General features: G+C 68.2%; 13 protein-coding genes. 2 read left to right on the forward strand and 11 right to left on the reverse strand.

Annotation, left to right across the window (positions count from 1 at the left end; all coding sequences use genetic code 11):
* Window positions 1–55 precede the first annotated feature (55 nt).
* The 4 genes from AC1M14_RS00575 to AC1M14_RS00590 all read right to left on the reverse strand — a co-directional run bounded on the left by AC1M14_RS00575 (window position 56) and on the right by AC1M14_RS00590 (window position 4,644).
* Window positions 56–736 carry a hypothetical protein gene (locus AC1M14_RS00575; RefSeq protein ID WP_181390938.1) on the reverse strand — a complete coding sequence of 227 codons (681 nt, stop codon included), beginning with the start codon at window positions 734–736 and terminating at the stop codon, window positions 56–58.
* A 24-nt stretch (window positions 737–760) separates the two neighbouring features.
* Window positions 761–2,368, reverse strand: coding sequence for a peptide chain release factor 3 (locus tag AC1M14_RS00580; RefSeq protein WP_102772987.1), 1,608 nt, complete (start codon window positions 2,366–2,368; stop codon window positions 761–763).
* Between the two features lie 108 nt (window positions 2,369–2,476).
* Window positions 2,477–3,106, reverse strand: a complete 630-nt coding sequence (locus tag AC1M14_RS00585) for a LysE family translocator (protein WP_111826215.1) — start codon at window positions 3,104–3,106, stop codon at window positions 2,477–2,479.
* A 41-nt stretch (window positions 3,107–3,147) separates the two neighbouring features.
* The gene (locus AC1M14_RS00590; RefSeq protein ID WP_479730758.1) at window positions 3,148–4,644 is read right to left on the reverse strand and encodes a DEAD/DEAH box helicase; all 1,497 of its coding nucleotides are present in this window, start codon (window positions 4,642–4,644) and stop codon (window positions 3,148–3,150) included.
* A gap of 305 nt (window positions 4,645–4,949) precedes the next feature.
* On the opposite strand from AC1M14_RS00590, the gene AC1M14_RS00595 reads away from it, so the two are divergent.
* Window positions 4,950–6,425: a YdgA family protein gene (locus AC1M14_RS00595; RefSeq protein WP_111826213.1), complete on the forward strand. Its 1,476-nt coding sequence runs from the start codon at window positions 4,950–4,952 to the stop codon at window positions 6,423–6,425.
* Window positions 6,426–6,587: 162 nt separating this feature from the next.
* On the opposite strand, the gene AC1M14_RS00600 is transcribed toward AC1M14_RS00595, so the two are convergent.
* The 7 genes from AC1M14_RS00600 to AC1M14_RS00630 form a co-directional block, all read right to left on the reverse strand.
* Window positions 6,588–8,318 (reverse strand): ABC transporter ATP-binding protein, encoded by a 1,731-nt coding sequence (locus AC1M14_RS00600; RefSeq protein WP_479730759.1) that lies wholly within the window; start codon window positions 8,316–8,318, stop codon window positions 6,588–6,590.
* A gap of 7 nt (window positions 8,319–8,325) precedes the next feature.
* Window positions 8,326–9,252 carry an ABC transporter permease gene (locus AC1M14_RS00605; RefSeq protein WP_102772993.1) on the reverse strand — a complete coding sequence of 309 codons (927 nt, stop codon included), beginning with the start codon at window positions 9,250–9,252 and terminating at the stop codon, window positions 8,326–8,328.
* 10 nt (window positions 9,253–9,262) lie between these two features.
* Complete coding sequence (locus AC1M14_RS00610) at window positions 9,263–10,234, reverse strand: ABC transporter permease (RefSeq protein ID WP_102772994.1); 972 nt, start codon at window positions 10,232–10,234, stop codon at window positions 9,263–9,265.
* A 116-nt stretch (window positions 10,235–10,350) separates the two neighbouring features.
* A complete protein-coding gene (locus tag AC1M14_RS00615) occupies window positions 10,351–11,961 on the reverse strand; it encodes an ABC transporter substrate-binding protein (protein WP_102772995.1) in 1,611 nt (536 codons plus the stop codon).
* A gap of 344 nt (window positions 11,962–12,305) precedes the next feature.
* Window positions 12,306–13,694, reverse strand: coding sequence for a GTPase/DUF3482 domain-containing protein (locus AC1M14_RS00620; protein ID WP_479730760.1), 1,389 nt, complete (start codon window positions 13,692–13,694; stop codon window positions 12,306–12,308).
* On the reverse strand, window positions 13,687–15,114 hold the full coding sequence (locus AC1M14_RS00625) for a DUF2868 domain-containing protein (protein ID WP_479730761.1): 1,428 nt from the start codon (window positions 15,112–15,114) through the stop codon (window positions 13,687–13,689). The genes AC1M14_RS00620 and AC1M14_RS00625 overlap by 8 nt, the downstream gene beginning before the upstream one ends.
* Window positions 15,115–15,192: 78 nt before the next feature.
* Complete coding sequence (locus tag AC1M14_RS00630; protein WP_479730762.1) at window positions 15,193–16,086, reverse strand: helix-turn-helix domain-containing protein; 894 nt, start codon at window positions 16,084–16,086, stop codon at window positions 15,193–15,195.
* Between the two features lie 129 nt (window positions 16,087–16,215).
* Between AC1M14_RS00630 and AC1M14_RS00635 the strand changes: the two genes are divergently transcribed.
* A complete protein-coding gene (locus AC1M14_RS00635) occupies window positions 16,216–17,115 on the forward strand; it encodes a DMT family transporter (RefSeq protein ID WP_102773514.1) in 900 nt (299 codons plus the stop codon).
* Window positions 17,116–17,123 lie beyond the last annotated feature (8 nt).

The following is a 17,123-nucleotide window of genomic DNA, read 5'->3' on the forward strand; positions in this document are numbered from 1 at the left end:
TAAGAAAATGGCGCCCGGTGGGCGCCATTTTTCATGGAGGGTCGGGTTCGCGCCGTCAGGGGCGGGCCGGGCATTCGGCCATGGTGCCCCAGGCGCGGTTGGGTCCGCAGTACTTGTTGCGCGCGGCCCAGGAACAGGAGGGGCGCTCGAAGAAGCCCTGGGTGGCGCAGTGCGCCAGTTCGCGCTTGAGGGCGTCCTGCCAGCCCGGCGCGCCGGGCGCCTGCGAGGAATTCGGCGGCGGGGGCGCCTGCACCATCTGGGTCGTGCCGTAGCCGCCGGCCTGCATCTGGCCGCCGTTGATGGCGGCGGAGGTGCCGGGGGCCTGCAGGTCCAGCGTGCTGACGTCCGACGGACCCGAGGGCAGCGGCACCTGCGAGTTCGCGGCGATTTCGCGGGCCTGTTCGGGGCTGATGCGCTCGCGCGAGATCTTCACGGAAGGATCGCTCACGCTGTCGAACAGCGACACCGTGTTGACCTGCCACTGCCGGTCGGCGGGCTTGTCCGGCACGCCCAGCGTGCCGTCGATGCGGGGCTGGGGCGGCTGCGCCACGTAGGGACGGCCATTGGCGTCCAGCACCGGCTGCTGCGAGGCCAGGGTGTCCTGGCCAGGAGCGGGCGCGGCGGTCGGCGCATGCGCCACCAGCCAGTCACCCAGTTGTATGCCGCCCCAGGCGGACGCGCCGAGCGCGACCAGGAGCGTTGCGAATAAAAAACGCCAAGACATTGCTACCCTCATCTGCCATGCGGAACCCCAACGGGCCTACGCTTTGTCTCCGAAAACCTTGCCGCCGTGCTCGCGCATGGCGTGGAATTTCACATCGGGATACAGTTCTTCGGCAACGCGCAATTGCGCGGGAGAACCGATCAAAAACGCCGCCGCATCCACCACATCATAGGCGATATGGGCTGCATTGGCATCCATGAACTTGCGCAGCGCCTTGGGGTTTTCAGAAGTAATCCAACGTGCCATTGTGTAGCGCGACGGCAGCATCCGGGCCTCCACGCCATACTCGGTCTTGAGGCGGTGGGCCACCACTTCGAACTGCAGCTGGCCGACCGCGCCCAGCAGCAGCGCGCCGCCGGCGGCCTCGGGCCGGAACACCTGGATGGCGCCTTCCTCGCCCAGCTGCGTCAGGCCGGTGCGCAGCTGCTTGGTGCGCAGCGGGTCCTTCACTTCCACCGCCTGGAACAGTTCCGGCGCGAAGAACGGCAGGCCGGTGAACTGCAGCGTCTCGCCCTCGGTCAGCACGTCGCCCAGCTGCAGCACGCCGTGGTTGGGAATGCCGATCACGTCGCCGGCATAGGCCTCGTCCAGCAGTTCGCGCCGCTGCGACAGGAAGGACACGACGTTGTTGGGCCGCATTTCCTTGTTGGTGCGCGCGACCTTCAGGCGCATGCCGCGCTCGAAGCGGCCGGAGCTGACGCGCACGAACGCCACGCGGTCGCGGTGCGCCGGGTCCATGTTGGCCTGCACCTTGAACACCACGCCGGTGAACTTGGGTTCTTCGGGCTGCACCTCGCGCTGCAGGGCCGTGCGCGGGCCCGGGGGCGGCGCCTGGTCGACCAGGGCGTCCAGCACTTCCTGCACGCCGAAGTTGTTGATGGCCGAGCCGAAGAACACCGGGGTCTGCTTGCCGGCCAGGAACTGGTCGCGGTCGAAGGCCGGCGCGGCTTCGTTGATGAGTTCGATCTCGCCGCTGGCCTGCTCGAAGGCCGAGCCGAAGCGCCGCGCGATCTCGGGATTGGTCAGGCCTTCGATGAAGTCGTCGTTGTCCGAGCGGCGCTCCTGGCCGGGGCGGAACACGCGCATGCGGTCGCGGCGGATGTCGAACACGCCGCCGAAGGCCTTGCCCATGCCCACCGGCCACGAGAACGGCACCGCGTCCATGCCCAGGTGGCCTTCGATCTCGGACAGCAGTTCCAGCGGCTCGCGCACCTCGCGGTCCATCTTGTTGATGAAGGTGATGATGGGCGTGTTGCGGGCGCGGCAGACCTGCAGCAGGCGGATGGTCTGCGGCTCGACGCCGTTGGCCGCGTCGATCACCATCAGCGCGGCGTCCACCGCCGTCAGCACGCGGTAGGTGTCTTCGGAGAAGTCCTGGTGGCCCGGGGTGTCGAGCAGGTTGATGACGCAGTCGCGGTACTCCATCTGCATCACCGAGGACGCCACGGAAATGCCGCGCTGCTTTTCGATCTCCATCCAGTCCGAAGAAGCGTGGCGCGAGGCCTTGCGCGCCTTGACGCTGCCGGCGATCTGGATCGCGCCTGCGAACAGCAGCAGCTTTTCGGTCAGTGTGGTCTTGCCTGCGTCAGGGTGGGAAATGATGGCGAACGTACGGCGCCGCGCAACTTCTTGGGTGATGTTCATGATCGGTGGATTTTACTCAGCGCCGTTGCATCGCCCGGCGCGGTCCGGTATCGGGCACGAAAGCGCGCGGGGCATGCGCCGTCGCCGGCGCATGCCCCGCGCAAGGGTTCAGGAATGGCGGCGGAACGAGGCCAGGAACACGCCGGCCAGGATGAACAGCGAGCCGAAGGTTCGGTTCATCCAGCGGATGTGCTTGGCGTCGCGCAGCATGCGCAGCACGCGCGCCGCCAGCAGCGTGTACACGCCCATCGCCACCAGGTCGGTGAACGCCAGCGTGGCCGCCAGCGCCGCGTACTGCGGCGTCAGCGGCAGCGCGGTGTCGACGAACTGCGGCACCACGGCCAGCAGGAACACCGTGCCCTTGGGGTTCATGGTGTTGATCAGGAAGCCGCGCAGCACCAGCTCACGCACCGAGGCCAGCTTGGGGTCGCCGGCGTCGACCGTGACCGGCGCCGCGTCGGTGCGGATCTGGCGCACGCCCAGGTAGATCAGGTAGGCCACGCCCAGGTACTTGACGACGTTGAAGGCCATCTCGGAGGTGGCCAGCACCGCGCCCAGGCCCACGGCCACGACCACGAACTGGAACAGGATGCCCATGATCAGGCCGGCCGTGTTCCAGTAGCCGCGCGCGAACCCGTACTTCAGCCCGGAAGACATGGCCGAGATCGCGCCCGCGCCGGGCGAGAACGAAATGGCCCAGGAGGCCAGGAAAAACGTCAACCAGGTGGATAAGGGCATGGCGCGGGTCCGTGATCGCGGTTCTGGGGTTGCCGGTGATATTACTTGCTCAGCAGCGCGGCGCGCGCGGGGCGTCCCGCGCCGCCATTGCCGGCCGGACGGGCGGCGCCTTCCGGACGGCGATGGTTCTGCTGCGGGCGGTTTTCGTTGCGGCCGGCGTGGGCCGGGCGGTCGGCGGGCTTGCCGTCGCGCGGGGCGTGGCTGGCGCGGCCTTCGCCGGCGCGGGCCGGCGCCGGCGCGCGGCCGCCGGCGGCCGAGCGGGGCTGGCCCTGGGCCGGACGTCCGCGCCCGCCATTGGCGTTGCCGCCGCGGCCGTTGCGATTGCCGCCGCGCGGGCTGCGGTTGTCTTCCTCGCGCTCCTGGCGCTCGTAGGCGGCGGCGCTGGTGGCGGGCGGGGTCCAGCCTTCGACCGGCTTGCGCTCGATGGTCTTCTTGATCAGGCGCTCGATGTCCTTGAGCAGCTTGATTTCGCTATTGTCGACCAGCGAGACCGCGGCGCCGGTGGCGCCGGCGCGGCCGGTGCGGCCGATGCGGTGCACGTAGTCCTCGGGCACGTTGGGCAGCTCGAAGTTCACCACCTGGGGCAGCTGGTCGATGTCCAGGCCGCGCGCGGCGATGTCGGTGGCCACCAGCACCGCCACGGAGCTGTCCTTGAAGCCGGCCAGCGCGCGGGTGCGGGCCGACTGGCTCTTGTTGCCGTGGATGGCGGCGGCGGTCAGGCCGTCCTTGACCAGCTTTTCGGCCAGGCGGTTGGCGCCGTGCTTGGTGCGCGTGAACACCAGCACCTGGTGCCAGCCGCTTTCGCGGATGATGTGGCTGAGCAGGTCGCGCTTGTGGTGCTGTTCCACCATGTGCACGGTCTGGGTGACCAGCTCGGTGGCGGTGTTGCGCGGGGTCACGGAGACCTCGCCGGGATTGTTCAGCACGCCGCGCGCCAGGGTGCGGATGTCGTCGGAGAAGGTGGCCGAGAACAGCAGGTTCTGGCGCTGCTTGGGCAGCAGCGCGAGGATCTTGCGGATATCGCGGATGAAGCCCATGTCCAGCATGCGGTCGGCTTCGTCCAGCACCAGGATCTCGACGCCGGACAGGTCGATGGTTTTCTGGCCGCAGTGGTCCAGCAGGCGGCCGGGCGTGGCCACCAGGATGTCCAGCGGCTTTCTCAGCGCGGAGATCTGCGGGTTGATATTGACGCCGCCGAACATCACCATGGACGTCAGCGACGTGTACTTGCCGTAGGTCTGCACCGATTCCGCGACCTGCGCGGTCAGTTCGCGCGTCGGGGTCAGGATCAGGCAGCGCGGGCGGCCGGGCTTTCTCTGTTCGGGTTTTTTCTGCATCAGCAGATGCAGGATGGGCAGCGTGAAGCCGGCGGTCTTGCCGGTGCCCGTCTGGGCGGCGGCCAGCAGGTCGCCGCCTTTGAGCACCTGCGGAATGGCCTGGGCCTGAATGGGAGTGGGCGCGGTATAGCCGGTCTCGGCGATGGCACGCAACAGGGAATCAGCCAGCCCGAGGTCGGCGAAAGGGAAAGAGGTAGTCAAGACAACTCCAACGGCAGCCCGTCGCTCAAGTTGAGAGACTCCAATCCAGGCGGACGAACAAGGAGAAAAGGGAAGCGCCCTGATGGGCGAGGCTTGGCAGCGAAGGGCCTAGCGGACGTGTGCAGATTGGCAAAACACACGCAACGATTGTAGCCGATGTGGCGCTGCAGCACCGGTTCACGGGGGCGGATGCGTATCACCAGGTAACAAATAGCAGCGCCTGTGCACCAAATAAGTGTTTTCCCTAGGCTCCACTCCCTATAATCCGTGCGCTTTCCTCCATATTTGAAGAACAAAGGGTTGTTATGAAGAAATCGGCAGTAGTGGGCGTGGTCGTCGCGCTGGGCGCGGTCTGGACCGGCACGGCGTGGTACACGGGCCAGAAGGCCGAGGCCTTCGTCAAGCAATCGGTCGAGCAGGCCAACGTCGAACTGCAGAAATTCGGCGAGAAGTGGGGCGTGGCCGCCGTGGTCGAGCTGGTGTCGTTCGAGCGCGGCGTATTCTCGTCGACCGAGCGCTACCGCGTGAAGATCACCGAGCCCGCGGCCGACGGCAAGCCGGCCCAGGAACATGAAATCCAGTTCGTCGAGCACCTGGACCACGGCCCGTTCCCGCTGTCGAACCTGAAGTCCGGCTCCTTCGCCCCGGCCATGGTGGCCAGCCGCTTCCAGCTCGAAGAAACGCCCGCCGTCAAGGATTGGTTCGCCGCCACCAAGGGCGTCGTGCCGCTGTCGGGCGCCTACAGCGTCAGCTACGCCAGGAACGTCGCCGGCACGTTCGACATGGCGCCGGTCGAGTTCGCCAAGGACGACACCAGCCTGTCGTTCTCGGGCATGAAGGGCGACGTCACCTACGCCACCGACAGCAAGCACGGCACCATCGCGCTGGCCGCCGAAAGCCTGGTGGCCGCCGGCCCGGCCTCCGAGGACAGCGACATCGAGCGCATGGCCCTGCAGGGCCTGACGCTGACCAGCGACATGACGCCCGGCAAGAACGACATGTATGTGGGCAGCCAGAAGCTGGGCATCAAGAACTGGACCATCACGTCCAAGGAAAAGCCGCCGGTCCAGCTCAAGGACACCAGCATGGCCGTCGACATGACCGAAGCCGACGCCACCGTGGGCGCCAAGATGGTGCTCGACCTGGGCATGATCAACATCCAGGAAAAGGACATGGCCGGCGCCAAGCTGGTCATCGACGCCCAGCGCCTGGACGCCAAGGCGTTCAAGGCCATCAACGACGTCTACGAAGCCGCTTCGCGCCGCATGCTGCAAAGCGATGACGAAGAGCAGACGCCCGAGTTCACCGATGAAGAGAAGCAGGTGCTCAAGACCAACGTCGAACTGCTGCTGGCCGGCAACCCGACGCTGAACGTGGCGCCGCTGGAAGTGCGCACCGCCAACGGCACCTCGACCTTCACGCTGGACCTGGACCTGACCAAGCCCGCCACGATGGACGGCGAGTTCGCCGACACCGCCAAGGATGTGGTGCGCAAGCTCGCGGCCAGGCTGGTGCTGTCCAAGGCCAACCTGAGCGACCTGATGGCCATCGAGCCGCAGGTGCGCGGCGTGCCGGCCGAGCAGGCCCTGCAGACCGCCAAGGGCCAGGCCGAGATGGTGGGCACCATGGCCACGGCGATGGGCCTGGCCAAGATCGAAAACGACAACATCGTGACCTACCTGAACTACGCCGACGGCCAGGTGGACTTCAACGGCAAGAAGATGCCGGTCGAGCAGTTCCTGATGATGGTGCTGAGCGGCGCGATGGGCGGGGGGCGCTGAGCGCGGCGGCTGGGGCTGCCTGATGGGTGTCGCGCGCTGGGGATTTGGGTTCTTATCTGTACGGTCTCGCGCTATACCCATCCTACGAGCAACATGGCCGTAGGATGGGTATAGCGCGAGATCCCCTGAGCAAGAGCTCAGTTATCGAGCGCGCGACACCCATCAACCCGCCACCACATCCAGCCCCTCCCGGGACATGGACTGCAGGCGCGGCATGAGCCCCAGCAGATGTTTGCTGTACGGATGCTGGGGCCGCTCGAACAGGTCTTCGGTGGCGGCGACTTCCAGCAGTTCGCCGTAGCGCATCACGCCCACGCGATCGCACATCTGGCGGATCACCGGCAGATCGTGGCTGATGAACAGCATGGTCAGCCCCAGCTCTTCCTGCAGGTCCTTGAGCAGGTTGAGAATCTGCGCCTGGATCGAGACGTCCAGGGCCGAGGTCGGCTCGTCGCAGATCAGGAAGCGGGGGCGCGTGGCCAGGGCGCGCGCGATGCAGATGCGCTGGCGCTGCCCGCCCGAGAACTCGTGCGGAAAGCGCTCGGCCGCGCGCCCGCCCAGGCCGACCACCTCGAGCAGGTCGGCCACGATGCGGCGCGCCTCGGCCTCGCTGGCGGCCAGCTTGTGGAAGCGGATCGGCTCGGCCACGATGTCCAGCACGCGCATGCGCGGATTGAGCGAGGAGAACGGGTCCTGGAAGATCATCTGGATCTGCCGCCGGAACGGGTTGAGCTGCCTTTCCCCCTTGAGCGCGGTCAGTTCGACGCCGCCGAAATTCACCGACCCCGCGCTGGGCGTGTACAACCCGGAAATCAGGCGCGCCACGGTGGATTTGCCCGAGCCCGATTCGCCCACCAGGCCGAACACCTCGCCTTCGGCGATGGAAAAATTGACGCGCTTGACCGCGTCCAGCGTGCGCTGGTTGCGCTTGAAGAACGCGCTCTTGAGCACGAAGCGCATGCTCAGGTCGCGCACCTGCACCAGCGGGCCGTCCGTGCGCGCGCCGAAGTCGCGCCGCTGCCCCAGCCAGTGCGTGGCCAGGTCCAGCGGCTGCGACGGCGTCTTGACGTCCTCGATGTAGGTCACCAGCGGAAACCGCTTGAGCTTGATGTCCGGGCGCGGCACGGCCGAGATCAGGCTGCGCGTGTAGGGATGGTCGGGGTCGCCCAGGATCTTGGCGGTGGGGCCCTGCTCGACCAGCTTGCCGTGGTACAGCACCGCGACGCGGTCGGTCACGTCCGCGATCACGCCCATGTCGTGGGTGATGATGATCATGCCCACCTGCTCTTCGCGGCACAGGCGCTTGAGCAGCTCCAGGATCTGCGCCTGGATCGACACGTCCAGCGCGGTGGTGGGTTCGTCGGCGATGATGACTTCGGGCTCGCAGCACAGGGCCAGCGCGATCACCACGCGCTGGCGCATGCCGCCGGAGAACTGGTGCGGGTATTGCTTGACGCGCAGCTCGGGCTGGTCGATGCCGACCTGTTCCAGCAGCTGCACGGCGCGTTTCTGCGCCTCGGCGTGCGACAGGTTCAGGTGCACCTGCATGGTTTCGACCAGCTGGCTTTCCACCGTCTGCAACGGGTCCAGCGAAGTCAGCGGGTCCTGGAAGATCATGCCGATGCGGCGGCCGCGCACGCGGCGCTGCTGCGCCGGGCTCAGGGTGTCGATGCGTTCGCCGTTGAGCAGCACCTCGCCGCCGGCCAGCCGTCCCGGCGCTTCCAGCAGCCCGATCACGGCGTTGCCGATGGTCGATTTGCCGGCGCCGGATTCGCCCACCACGCCCAGGATTTCGCCTTTTTCCAGCGCCAGCGATACGCCGTCCACCGCCACCAGCGTGCCGCGGCGGCTGGGGAATTCGATGCGGATGTCTTCGATGTTCAACAGGGCCATGGCGTCCTCAGCGCAGCTTGGGGTTGAGCGCGTCGCGCAGCCAGTCGCCCAGCAGGTTGACCGACAGCACCAGCGCCACCAGCGCGATGCCGGGGAAGATGGAGATCCACCACATGCCCGAGAACAGGTAGCTGTTGCCGATGCGGATCAGCGTGCCCAGCGACGGCGCGGTCGGCGGCACGCCCACGCCCAGGAACGACAGCGTGGCTTCGGTGATGATGGCGATCGCCAGGTGGATGGTGGCGATGACCAGCACCGGTCCCATGACGTTGGGCAGGATGTGGCGGCGCAGGATGGTGATCGGGCCGATGCCGATCAGGCGCGCCGCCTGCACGTATTCCTTGTTGCGCTCGACCAGCGTGGAGCCGCGCACCGTGCGCGCATACTGCACCCAGCCGGAGATGCCGATGGCGAAGATCAGCACGTACAGCGCGAGCTGGTCATGCAGGTCGCGCGGCAGCAGGCCGCGCGCCACGCCGTCGATCAGCAGCGCCACCAGGATGGCGGGAAACGACAGCTGCACGTCGGCGATGCGCATGATGAAGCTGTCGACCCGGCCGCCGGCATAGCCGCTGATCAGGCCCAGCGTCACGCCCAGCACCATCGAGAACAGCACCGAGGCGAAGCCCACCAGCAGCGACACGCGCGAGCCGTACAGCACGGCCGACAGGATGTCGCGGCCCTGGTCGTCGGTGCCGAGCAGGAAATCCGGGCTGCCGCCCTCTTCCCAGGACGGCGGGGTGTTGGCGTCCATGATGCTCAGGGAAGCCAGGTCGAAGGGGTTGTGCGGCGCGACGATGGGCGCGAACAGCGCGCCCAGCAGGATGGCCAGCGTGACGATGGCGGCGATGATGGCGCCGGGCGTGCGCTTGAAGCTGTGCCACAGGTCGCTGTCGGCGGCGCGCGAAAAGAAAGGGGCGATGCGGGCGATCATGCTGATTCCTTTATTTTCTCTGCACGCGCAGGCGCGGGTCGACGGCGAAGTACAGCAGGTCGACGATCAGGTTGATGACCACGAACATGAAGGCGATCAGCACCAGGTAGGCCGCCATCACGGGGATGTCCACCATGCTGATGGCCTGGATGAACAGCAGCCCCATGCCGGGCCACTGGAACACGGTTTCCGTGATGATGGCGAAGGCGATGATGGAGCCCAGCTGCAGCCCCGTGATCGTGATGACCGGCACCATGGTGTTCTTGAGCGCGTGGCGGAAATTGATCAGCCGTTCGGGCAGGCCGCGGGCGCGCGCGAACTTGATGAAGTCGGCGCGCAGCACCTCCAGCATCTCGGCGCGCACCAGGCGCATGATCAGCGTCATCTGGAACAGCGCCAGTGTGATGGCCGGCATGATCAGCGCCTGCCAGCCCGACTTGGTCAGAAAGCCCGTGGTCCACCATCCCAGGCTCACCACGTCGCCGCGGCCGAAGCTGGGCAGCCAGCGCAGCTGCACGCCGAAGAATAGGATGAGCAATATGCCGATCAAAAAGGTGGGCAGCGAGATGCCGGCCAGCGATATCGCCATGAAGGCCTTGGACAGCACGCCGTGACGCTTGAGCGCGGTGTAGATCCCCATCGGGATGCCCAGCACCAGCGCCATCACCGCGGAAACGAAAGACAGTTCCAGCGTGGCCGGCATGCGTTCTTCGAGCAGTTCGCTGACGGGGCGGCGATGGCGGTACGAGATGCCGAAATCGCCGCGCACGGCGTCGGCCACGAAGTGCGCGTACTGCACCACGAAGGGATCGTCCAGGCCCAGCTGCTCGCGCAGCTGCGCCCGTTGTTCGGGCGTCGTGTCCTGGCCGACCATGCTGGCGATGGGATCGCCCACGTAGCGGAACATGGCGAACGCGATCAGCGCCACCGTCAACATCACCAGCACCGACTGGATAAGCCGTTGCGCAATAAAGGAAAGCATTAGGAGTGCCCCTCTGGTTCGGATAACGCCGGGCCGCGTTTCGCTGCTTGCGCAAAGCGGGGCTGGGCCGGGCGCGCCCGGGCGGCGCGCGCCGACCGGGCCTTTGCGTCAAGCCGTCAGGGCATCACGACGTCGCGCAGGTCGAGCACGTCGTCGGCGCGCTGCACGACCTGGATGTTGTCCTTCACGCCCCAGGACATGGGCTGCTGGTGCAGCGGCAGATAGCCGAAGTCGCTGCGCACGATGCCGAAGGCTTCCTTGATCATCGCGTTGCGCTTGGCCTGGTCGGTCTCGACGCCGATCTTGGCGGTGAGTTCGTCGACCTTCTTGTTGCAGTAGCCGCCCAGGTTGAACTGCCCCGCGGCCGTCTTGGCGTCGCGGCACGACGTCAGGTTCAGCAGCGTGTTGTGCGCGTCGGTCGAGCTTGGCGTCCAGCCCAGCATGTACATGCTGGTCTGATTGCCGGCCTGCAGCAGGATCTTGCCGAAGTACTTGGACTTGGTCTGCGCCAGCAGATTGATCTTGATGCCCACGCGCGCCAGCATGCCGGCCACCGCCTGGCAGACCTTTTCGTCGTTGACGTAGCGGTCGTTCGGGCAGTCCATGGTGACGGTGAAGCCCTTGGGATACCCGGCCTCGGCCAGCAGCTTCTTGGCGCGTTCGGGGTCCGGCTTGTAGGGCGCGCCGAAGGATTCGTCATAGCCGTTGATCGCCGTGGCGATGAGCGAGCCCAGCGGCTTGGCCGCGCCGCGCATGATCTTCTCGTTGATGGCCTTGGTGTCCACGGCCAGCACCACCGCTTCGCGGACCTTGGGGTCCTTGAACGGGTTCTTGCCCTTGACGTCCGAGAACAGCAGCTCGTCGCGGTCCTGGTCCATACCGATGAAGATGGCGCGGGCTTCGGGCGCGGTCAGCGGCTTGACACCCTTGGCGTCTTCCAGGCGCTTCCAGTCCTGCACCGGCACCGGCTGCACCAGGTCCATCTCGCCCGAGATCAGCGCGGCCACGCGCGTCGCTTCCTGCGTGATCGGCTGGAAGATGACTTCGTCCACGTTGGTCTTGATGTTCTTGTTCCAGTAGCCGTCGAAGCGCTTGAGCACCGTCTTCACGTCGGGCTGGCGTTCGGCCAGCATGAAGGGGCCGGTGCCGTTGGCGTGCAGGTTGGCGTAGTTGCCCTGGTTGTCGCCCTTGACGTTGGTGGCCTCGGTGGTCTTGTTCTTCTCCGACCACGACTTGCTCATGATGTACAGGAACACCCACTCGCGCGGCAGGATCGGGTTGGGCGTCGGGGTGATGACCTCGATGGTGTAGTCGTCGATCTTCTTGATGTCGGACGCCTTGGCGCCGTAGCCCTTCATGTCCGAACCGGGGGTCAGGCTGCGCTTCCACGAGAAGATCACGTCGTCTGCCGTGAACGGCGAGCCGTCATGGAACTTCACGCCCTTGCGCAGCTTGAACACCCACTTCGTGGGCTCCGGGTTTTCCCAGCTTTCGGCCAGCAGCGGGGTCAGTTTCAGGTTGCCGTCGTAGCCGGCCAGCGTTTCGTAGATATTGCCCTGGAAGCCCAGCGTGAACGTTTCGTTCAGGGCCATCGGGTCCATGGAAGTGGCGTCGCCCTGGTACGACCAATGGAAGGTCTTGGCGGCGACGGCGCTGGCGCTGAACGCCAGCGATGCCGCGACGGCCGCAGCCAGCGCCGCTTGCTTCAGGTGGGGAAAAGTACGCATAGCCCTCATGCTCCGTGTGATGCGCGGATAGCGCGACAGAAGTGATAGGCCCCTGGCCCCATCGGGGCGGGGCATGGCGTTGCTGCTTACGACGAAAGGCGGAGCGGGGTCGAACGGGATGCAGCGCGAAGCGCGCGCGGGCCGGTGATGGCGCGGCCGGGAATCACTGCGTGGGACTTCGAATTCACGATCGATCCAACCCCTTGTGATTATCATGACGGGGACGGACCCGCCGATGCAAAACGAATCTTATAGACGCATTCGTTTAAGCGTCAATCGGTTTGGATTGGGGTTAGTACGCGCTTGCCGCCGGCCTTGAATGGTGCGTGCCGCGGCCCTGCGGGTCAGGCGGGGAGCGGCGGCTGCGAAGCCAGGGTTTTCGCCAATTCGCCGACGATGCGCTTGCGCCGTTCGCTGTCTTCGTAGTGTTCGCCCAGCGCCGACCACTCGGGCCGGCTGCGCGCTTCTTTCAGCGCTTCGGGCAGCGGGCCCTTGCGCCAGGCCTCGTCATCCGGGCGGTCCAGTTGCAGCGGTTCGCGCGCGGCGTGCCCGCGGCGCTCCAGCGCTTCGATCAACTGCCGCTGGCGCAGCGCCAGCAGGCGCAGCACGGCGTCGTCCACGCTCAGTTCGCGCCAGCCGCGCAGCTTGCCGGCCATGCGCTTGCCCAGTTTTTCCACGCCCTGCCACAGGCCGCCGGCGGCGGCCCCGATCAGCATGCCGGTGCCCAGGCTCAGGCCGGCGCTGAGCAGGTCCACCGCGGCGCCCGCCATCGCGCCGGCGGCCGCGCCCATGCCCACCTGTACGCCCATGTCTTTCAAGGCCTGCGGATGGAACAGATCCATGCCCCAGCGTTCGCCGGCCAGCGGCAGCGCATCGCCCGCAAAATCGGAACGACGGAAGTTGTAGAGCGCCAGCAGGGCTTCGACGCAGGCCTGCTCGCGCTGGCGCACCAGCGTGCGCAGGCGCTCGGAAGCGGCGGCCAGCGCCGCTTCGTCGCTGGCGCTGGCCAGGTGCAGCGCGGCCGCGTCGACCAGCAGGTCGGCCAGCATTTCGTAGGCGGCCGCGCGCCGCGCGCGGCGCTGCGCGGCCAGGCTGTCGGCCAGTTGCGCCAGCGCGCCGGCGTGGCGGTCCAGCAGCACCCCGAGCTTGGCGTACAGCTGTTGCTCGCCGTCCAGCGGCGGGGCGACGGTATCGAACTCCACCACCGCGTGCAGCCCCAGGCGGGCCATGGCGTCGCGCCATTCATCGGCGCGGTGCGCCGGCGCGTTGACGAAATTCAGCACCGGCAGCAGCGGCCGGCCGCAGGCGGCCAGGATGGCGAGCTCGTCGCGGTGCTTGCCCAGCACCGGATCGCGCGCGTCGATCACGTACAGCGCGGCGTCGCACTCCAGCATCTTGGCCAGCACCCGCGCTTCCTGTTCGTAGCGGCCATGCGCCTCGGGCGTGTCGAGAAAGCGGCGGATGCGCGCCGGGCCGTCCAGGCGTTCGCCGGGGCGGTCCAGCCGTTCCAGGTACTCCAGCAGCGAGATGCTGTCTTCCATGCCCGGGGTGTCGAACCATTCCAGCACCGCGCGCCCTTCCAGGCGCAGGCGGGCGCCTTCGACGTGGCGCGTGGTGCCGGGGCCGTCGGCGACCTCGCCGAAGCCGGTGTCGCGCGTCAGCGTGCGCAGCAGCGAGGTCTTGCCGGTGTTGGTGTGGCCGACCAGCGCGATCTTGATGAGGGCGTCAGCCATCGCCGGACTCCAGCCAGGCATAGGGCGCGGCCGACGACTGCACGACGGCCTGGGCCGGCAGACCCAGCGCCAGCAGGCGTTCGCGCCACAGCGGCGCGCGGCTGGCGGCAGGGGCCTGCGCCGCCGGCGGGATCAGCCAGACGCGGGTCTGGGCCGCGTGCGCGGCCAGTTCCGCGATCAGCGACAGCGTGCCGCGGTCGGGCGTCTGGCGCGCGTCGCAGGCGATCAGCAGGCGCGTGGCGGTGGCGTGGGCCAGCGCGTCCAGCACGCGGTTGCGCTCTTCGCGGGTGTCCAGGTTGCCGGCCTGCTGCACCGCCGCCGGCACGTCCGCGGGCGGCCATTGCAGGTCCTGCGGCAGCTCCAGCCCCAGGATCACGGGGCGGCCGTCCAGGGCGGGCGGCGGGGCCGCGCGTACCCGCGGCTCATGCAGCGGATCGACCGGGCGGTCGATGCCGCTGGACAGGGCGGGCGGCTCCAGCCGGTCGCGCAGCGCCGCGAATCCGGGCAGCGCGGGATCGATGCGCAGGCGGCGCAGCGCGCGCAGGGCGGCGGCCGCGCACAGCGTCCCGGCCAGCAGGCGCGGCACGATGCCGTAGACCACCAGCACCCCGATCAGCCAGACCGACCACTGCACCTGCGCATCGGCGGGCAGGACCTGGGCGCCGTCGCTGGCGCGCACCACCGCGGCGTCCGGCAGCGGAAAGCCGAGCTGCGCCGGCAGCCATCCCACGGCCTGCGTGAGCGTCACGAAGGTGTCGGGCGCCAGCAGCGTGGTGGCCCAGATGAAGCGGTAGCTGGCGGTGGACAGCACCGCCAGCAGCGCGGCCAGGGCCGCGCACAGGGCGGTCAGCCACAGCAGGTGGCTGACGGCGCCGAACAGGCCGCGCAGCGCGCCGGCGCGGGCCAGCAGGTTCAGGAAGGCTTGCGGCACCAGCGCGCCGTCCGGGCCGCGGGCGAGCTTGCGCGTGGCCCACAGCCACAGTCGGCCCAGCCCGGTCGCGCTGGAGGCCTTGAACAGAAAACTCGCCAGCCACAGCAGGAAGGTCAGCGCGTGCAGGCCGAGCAAGGCGCCCAGCGCCCACAGCACGTTGACCGGGCGCGTGCCGTCTCCCAGCGCGCCGAGCGCGGCGGCGGCGCCGGAAACCGCGGCCAGCGCGAACAGCGCGGCCAGGATGGCCAGCGCGCTGCGCCGCCAGGCATCGACCAGCGGGACGAGCTGCTCGCGTTGCGCCAGCAGCGCCGCGCGGGCCAGGATGCGGGCCGGCAGGCCGGCGTCCAGCTGGCGCACGCGGCGCACTGCGTCGGCGTCTTCCAGCGGGCCCCAGTGCGCTTCGCGCAGGCGGACGAGTTCGGCCAGCCAGTGCGCGCGCAGGCGGCTCGGATCGGCGGATTCAGGGTCGCGAGAGGTCGAAGACGGCATCGCGTCGGGGCAGGCGCGGTCAGGCCCTACGGGCGGTCCCCCATTGTAGACCGCGCGGCCGCGGAAACAGGGCCGGAACTAGTGCGCCGTCCTGTGGGCGCTGCGGTACTGGCCGGGCGTGGCCCCGACCGCGTCGCGGAAGACGCGCGCCAGGTGGCTGGCATTGCCGAAACCGCAGGCCTGGGCGATGCCGGCCAGGTCGCCCTTGCCGGCCGCCAGCAGCCCGCGTGCGCGCGCGACGCGCCTGGCCCGCACCCAGGCGTGCGGCGGTTCGCCGAAAGAGGCATGGAACATGCGGGCGAAGTGATAGGTCGACAGCGCGGCCACGCCGGCCAGCTGGTCCAGCGTGAGCGGTTCGGCCAGATGGGCCTCGACGTAGTCCATGACCCGGCGGCGCACGGCGGGCGCCAGGCCGCCCCGGGCCGGCGCGCCGGCCTTGCGCGCCACGCCCTGGTCGAGCAGGTGGTGCAGCACGGTCTCGGCGGCGCTGCTGGCCGCCAGGCGGTCGGCCGGCTGGTTCCAGTCGGTGCCCAGCAGCTGCCGGCAGACGTCGATCAGCGACGCGTCCTGGATATAGGTGCGGTCGCGCAGCTCCAGCGTGCGCGGCTCGCGGTCCAGCCGCAGCACCGCCTCGCGCGCCAGGCGTTCGGGCGCGATGTACAGGTGCAGGAAATGCACCGGATCGTTCATGCTCCAGCGCGAGTAATGCTCGGCCGGCAGCACACAGAACTTGCCGGCGCCGCCGTGCAGCGCATCGTGGCCCAGGCGGAAGGACTTGTCGCCGCCGCGCAGGTAGAGCGACAGCGTGTGGTGGCCCGGCGCGTCGTAGCCCATGGTCTCGCAGGCGCTGCGCGACCATTGCGAGATCGCCATGCCCTCGCCCAGCGTCACGGCGCGCGCCAGCCTCGCGGTGGAGCGCGACAGCGTGCGGAAAACGGAGAAGTCGGTCGGAGCCGATGCGACGGGAGCCATAGGATTGAAATGCTACTGCGATCTCGCGTGCGGCGCGCGCGCGAACCGCCAAAAAACCGCAAGAAACGGCAATCCAAAGCGCGCCCGGACGCGCATACTGGCCGTCCGTTTCTGCCGCAAGCCCTCAACGTGAACCTGTTCCTGTATTTCCTCACCGTCGTCATCTGGGGCACCACCTGGATCGCCATCAAGCTGCAGCTGGGCGTGGTCGCCATACCGGTATCGATCTTCTACCGCTTCGCGCTGGCCGGATTGATCCTCTTCGGCGCCCTGCTGCTGACCCGCAAGCTGCAGCGGCTGGACCGTCGCGGCCACTGGCTGTGCGTCGGCCAGGGGCTGTGCCTGTTCTGCCTGAACTTCCTGTGCTTCTACACCGCCACGCAATGGATACCCAGCGGCCTGGTGTCGGTGGTGTTTTCCGCGGCCACGCTGTGGAACGCGCTGAACGCCCGCCTGTGGTTCGGCACGCGCATCGCGCCGCGCGTGATGGTGGCCGGCGCGCTCGGCTGCTGCGGCCTGGTGCTGCTGTTCTGGCCGGAACTGGCCGGCCAGGAGGCCAGCCATGAAACTCTGCTGGGCCTGGGCTTCGCGCTGCTGGGCACGTTCTGCTTCTCCACCGGCAACATGCTGTCGTCTTTGCAGCAGCGCGCCGGCATCCGGCCGCTGACCGGCAATGCCTACAGCATGCTGTACGGCGCGGCCATTCTGCTGGCCGGCTGCCTGGCCGCCGGCCTGCCCTTCGAGTTCGACGGCTCGGCCTCGTATGTGGGCGCCCTGCTGTACCTGGCCATTCCCGGCTCGGTGATCGGGTTCACCGCCTACCTGACGCTGGTCGGGCGCATGGGGCCGGCGCGCGCCGCGTACTGCACGGTGCTGTTTCCGGTCGTGGCGCTGAGCGTGTCGGCCTACGCCGAAGGCTATCACTGGACGCCGACGGCGCTGCTCGGCCTGGGCCTGGTGATGCTGGGCAACCTGCTCGTGTTCACGAAATGGTCGCCCTTCGCGCGCCGCGCCGGGATTGCGTCCTAGAAACTGGG

The sequence above is a fragment of the Achromobacter sp. SX5 genome (assembly GCF_056711425.1).

Excerpts from the sequence above, each read along its gene's own strand:
- AC1M14_RS00575 (WP_181390938.1), bottom strand. The coding sequence starts at position 736 with ATGAGGGTAGCAATGTCTTGGCGTTTTTTATTCGCAACGCTCCTGGTC.
- AC1M14_RS00580 (WP_102772987.1), bottom strand. The coding sequence starts at position 2,368 with ATGAACATCACCCAAGAAGTTGCGCGGCGCCGTACGTTCGCCATCATT.
- AC1M14_RS00585 (WP_111826215.1), bottom strand. The coding sequence starts at position 3,106 with ATGCCCTTATCCACCTGGTTGACGTTTTTCCTGGCCTCCTGGGCCATT.
- AC1M14_RS00595 (WP_111826213.1), top strand. The coding sequence starts at position 4,950 with ATGAAGAAATCGGCAGTAGTGGGCGTGGTCGTCGCGCTGGGCGCGGTC.
- AC1M14_RS00600 (WP_479730759.1), bottom strand. The coding sequence starts at position 8,318 with ATGGCCCTGTTGAACATCGAAGACATCCGCATCGAATTCCCCAGCCGC.
- AC1M14_RS00605 (WP_102772993.1), bottom strand. The coding sequence starts at position 9,252 with ATGATCGCCCGCATCGCCCCTTTCTTTTCGCGCGCCGCCGACAGCGAC.
- AC1M14_RS00610 (WP_102772994.1), bottom strand. The coding sequence starts at position 10,234 with ATGCTTTCCTTTATTGCGCAACGGCTTATCCAGTCGGTGCTGGTGATG.
- AC1M14_RS00615 (WP_102772995.1), bottom strand. The coding sequence starts at position 11,961 with ATGCGTACTTTTCCCCACCTGAAGCAAGCGGCGCTGGCTGCGGCCGTC.
- AC1M14_RS00620 (WP_479730760.1), bottom strand. The coding sequence starts at position 13,694 with ATGGCTGACGCCCTCATCAAGATCGCGCTGGTCGGCCACACCAACACC.
- AC1M14_RS00625 (WP_479730761.1), bottom strand. The coding sequence starts at position 15,114 with ATGCCGTCTTCGACCTCTCGCGACCCTGAATCCGCCGATCCGAGCCGC.
- AC1M14_RS00630 (WP_479730762.1), bottom strand. The coding sequence starts at position 16,086 with ATGGCTCCCGTCGCATCGGCTCCGACCGACTTCTCCGTTTTCCGCACG.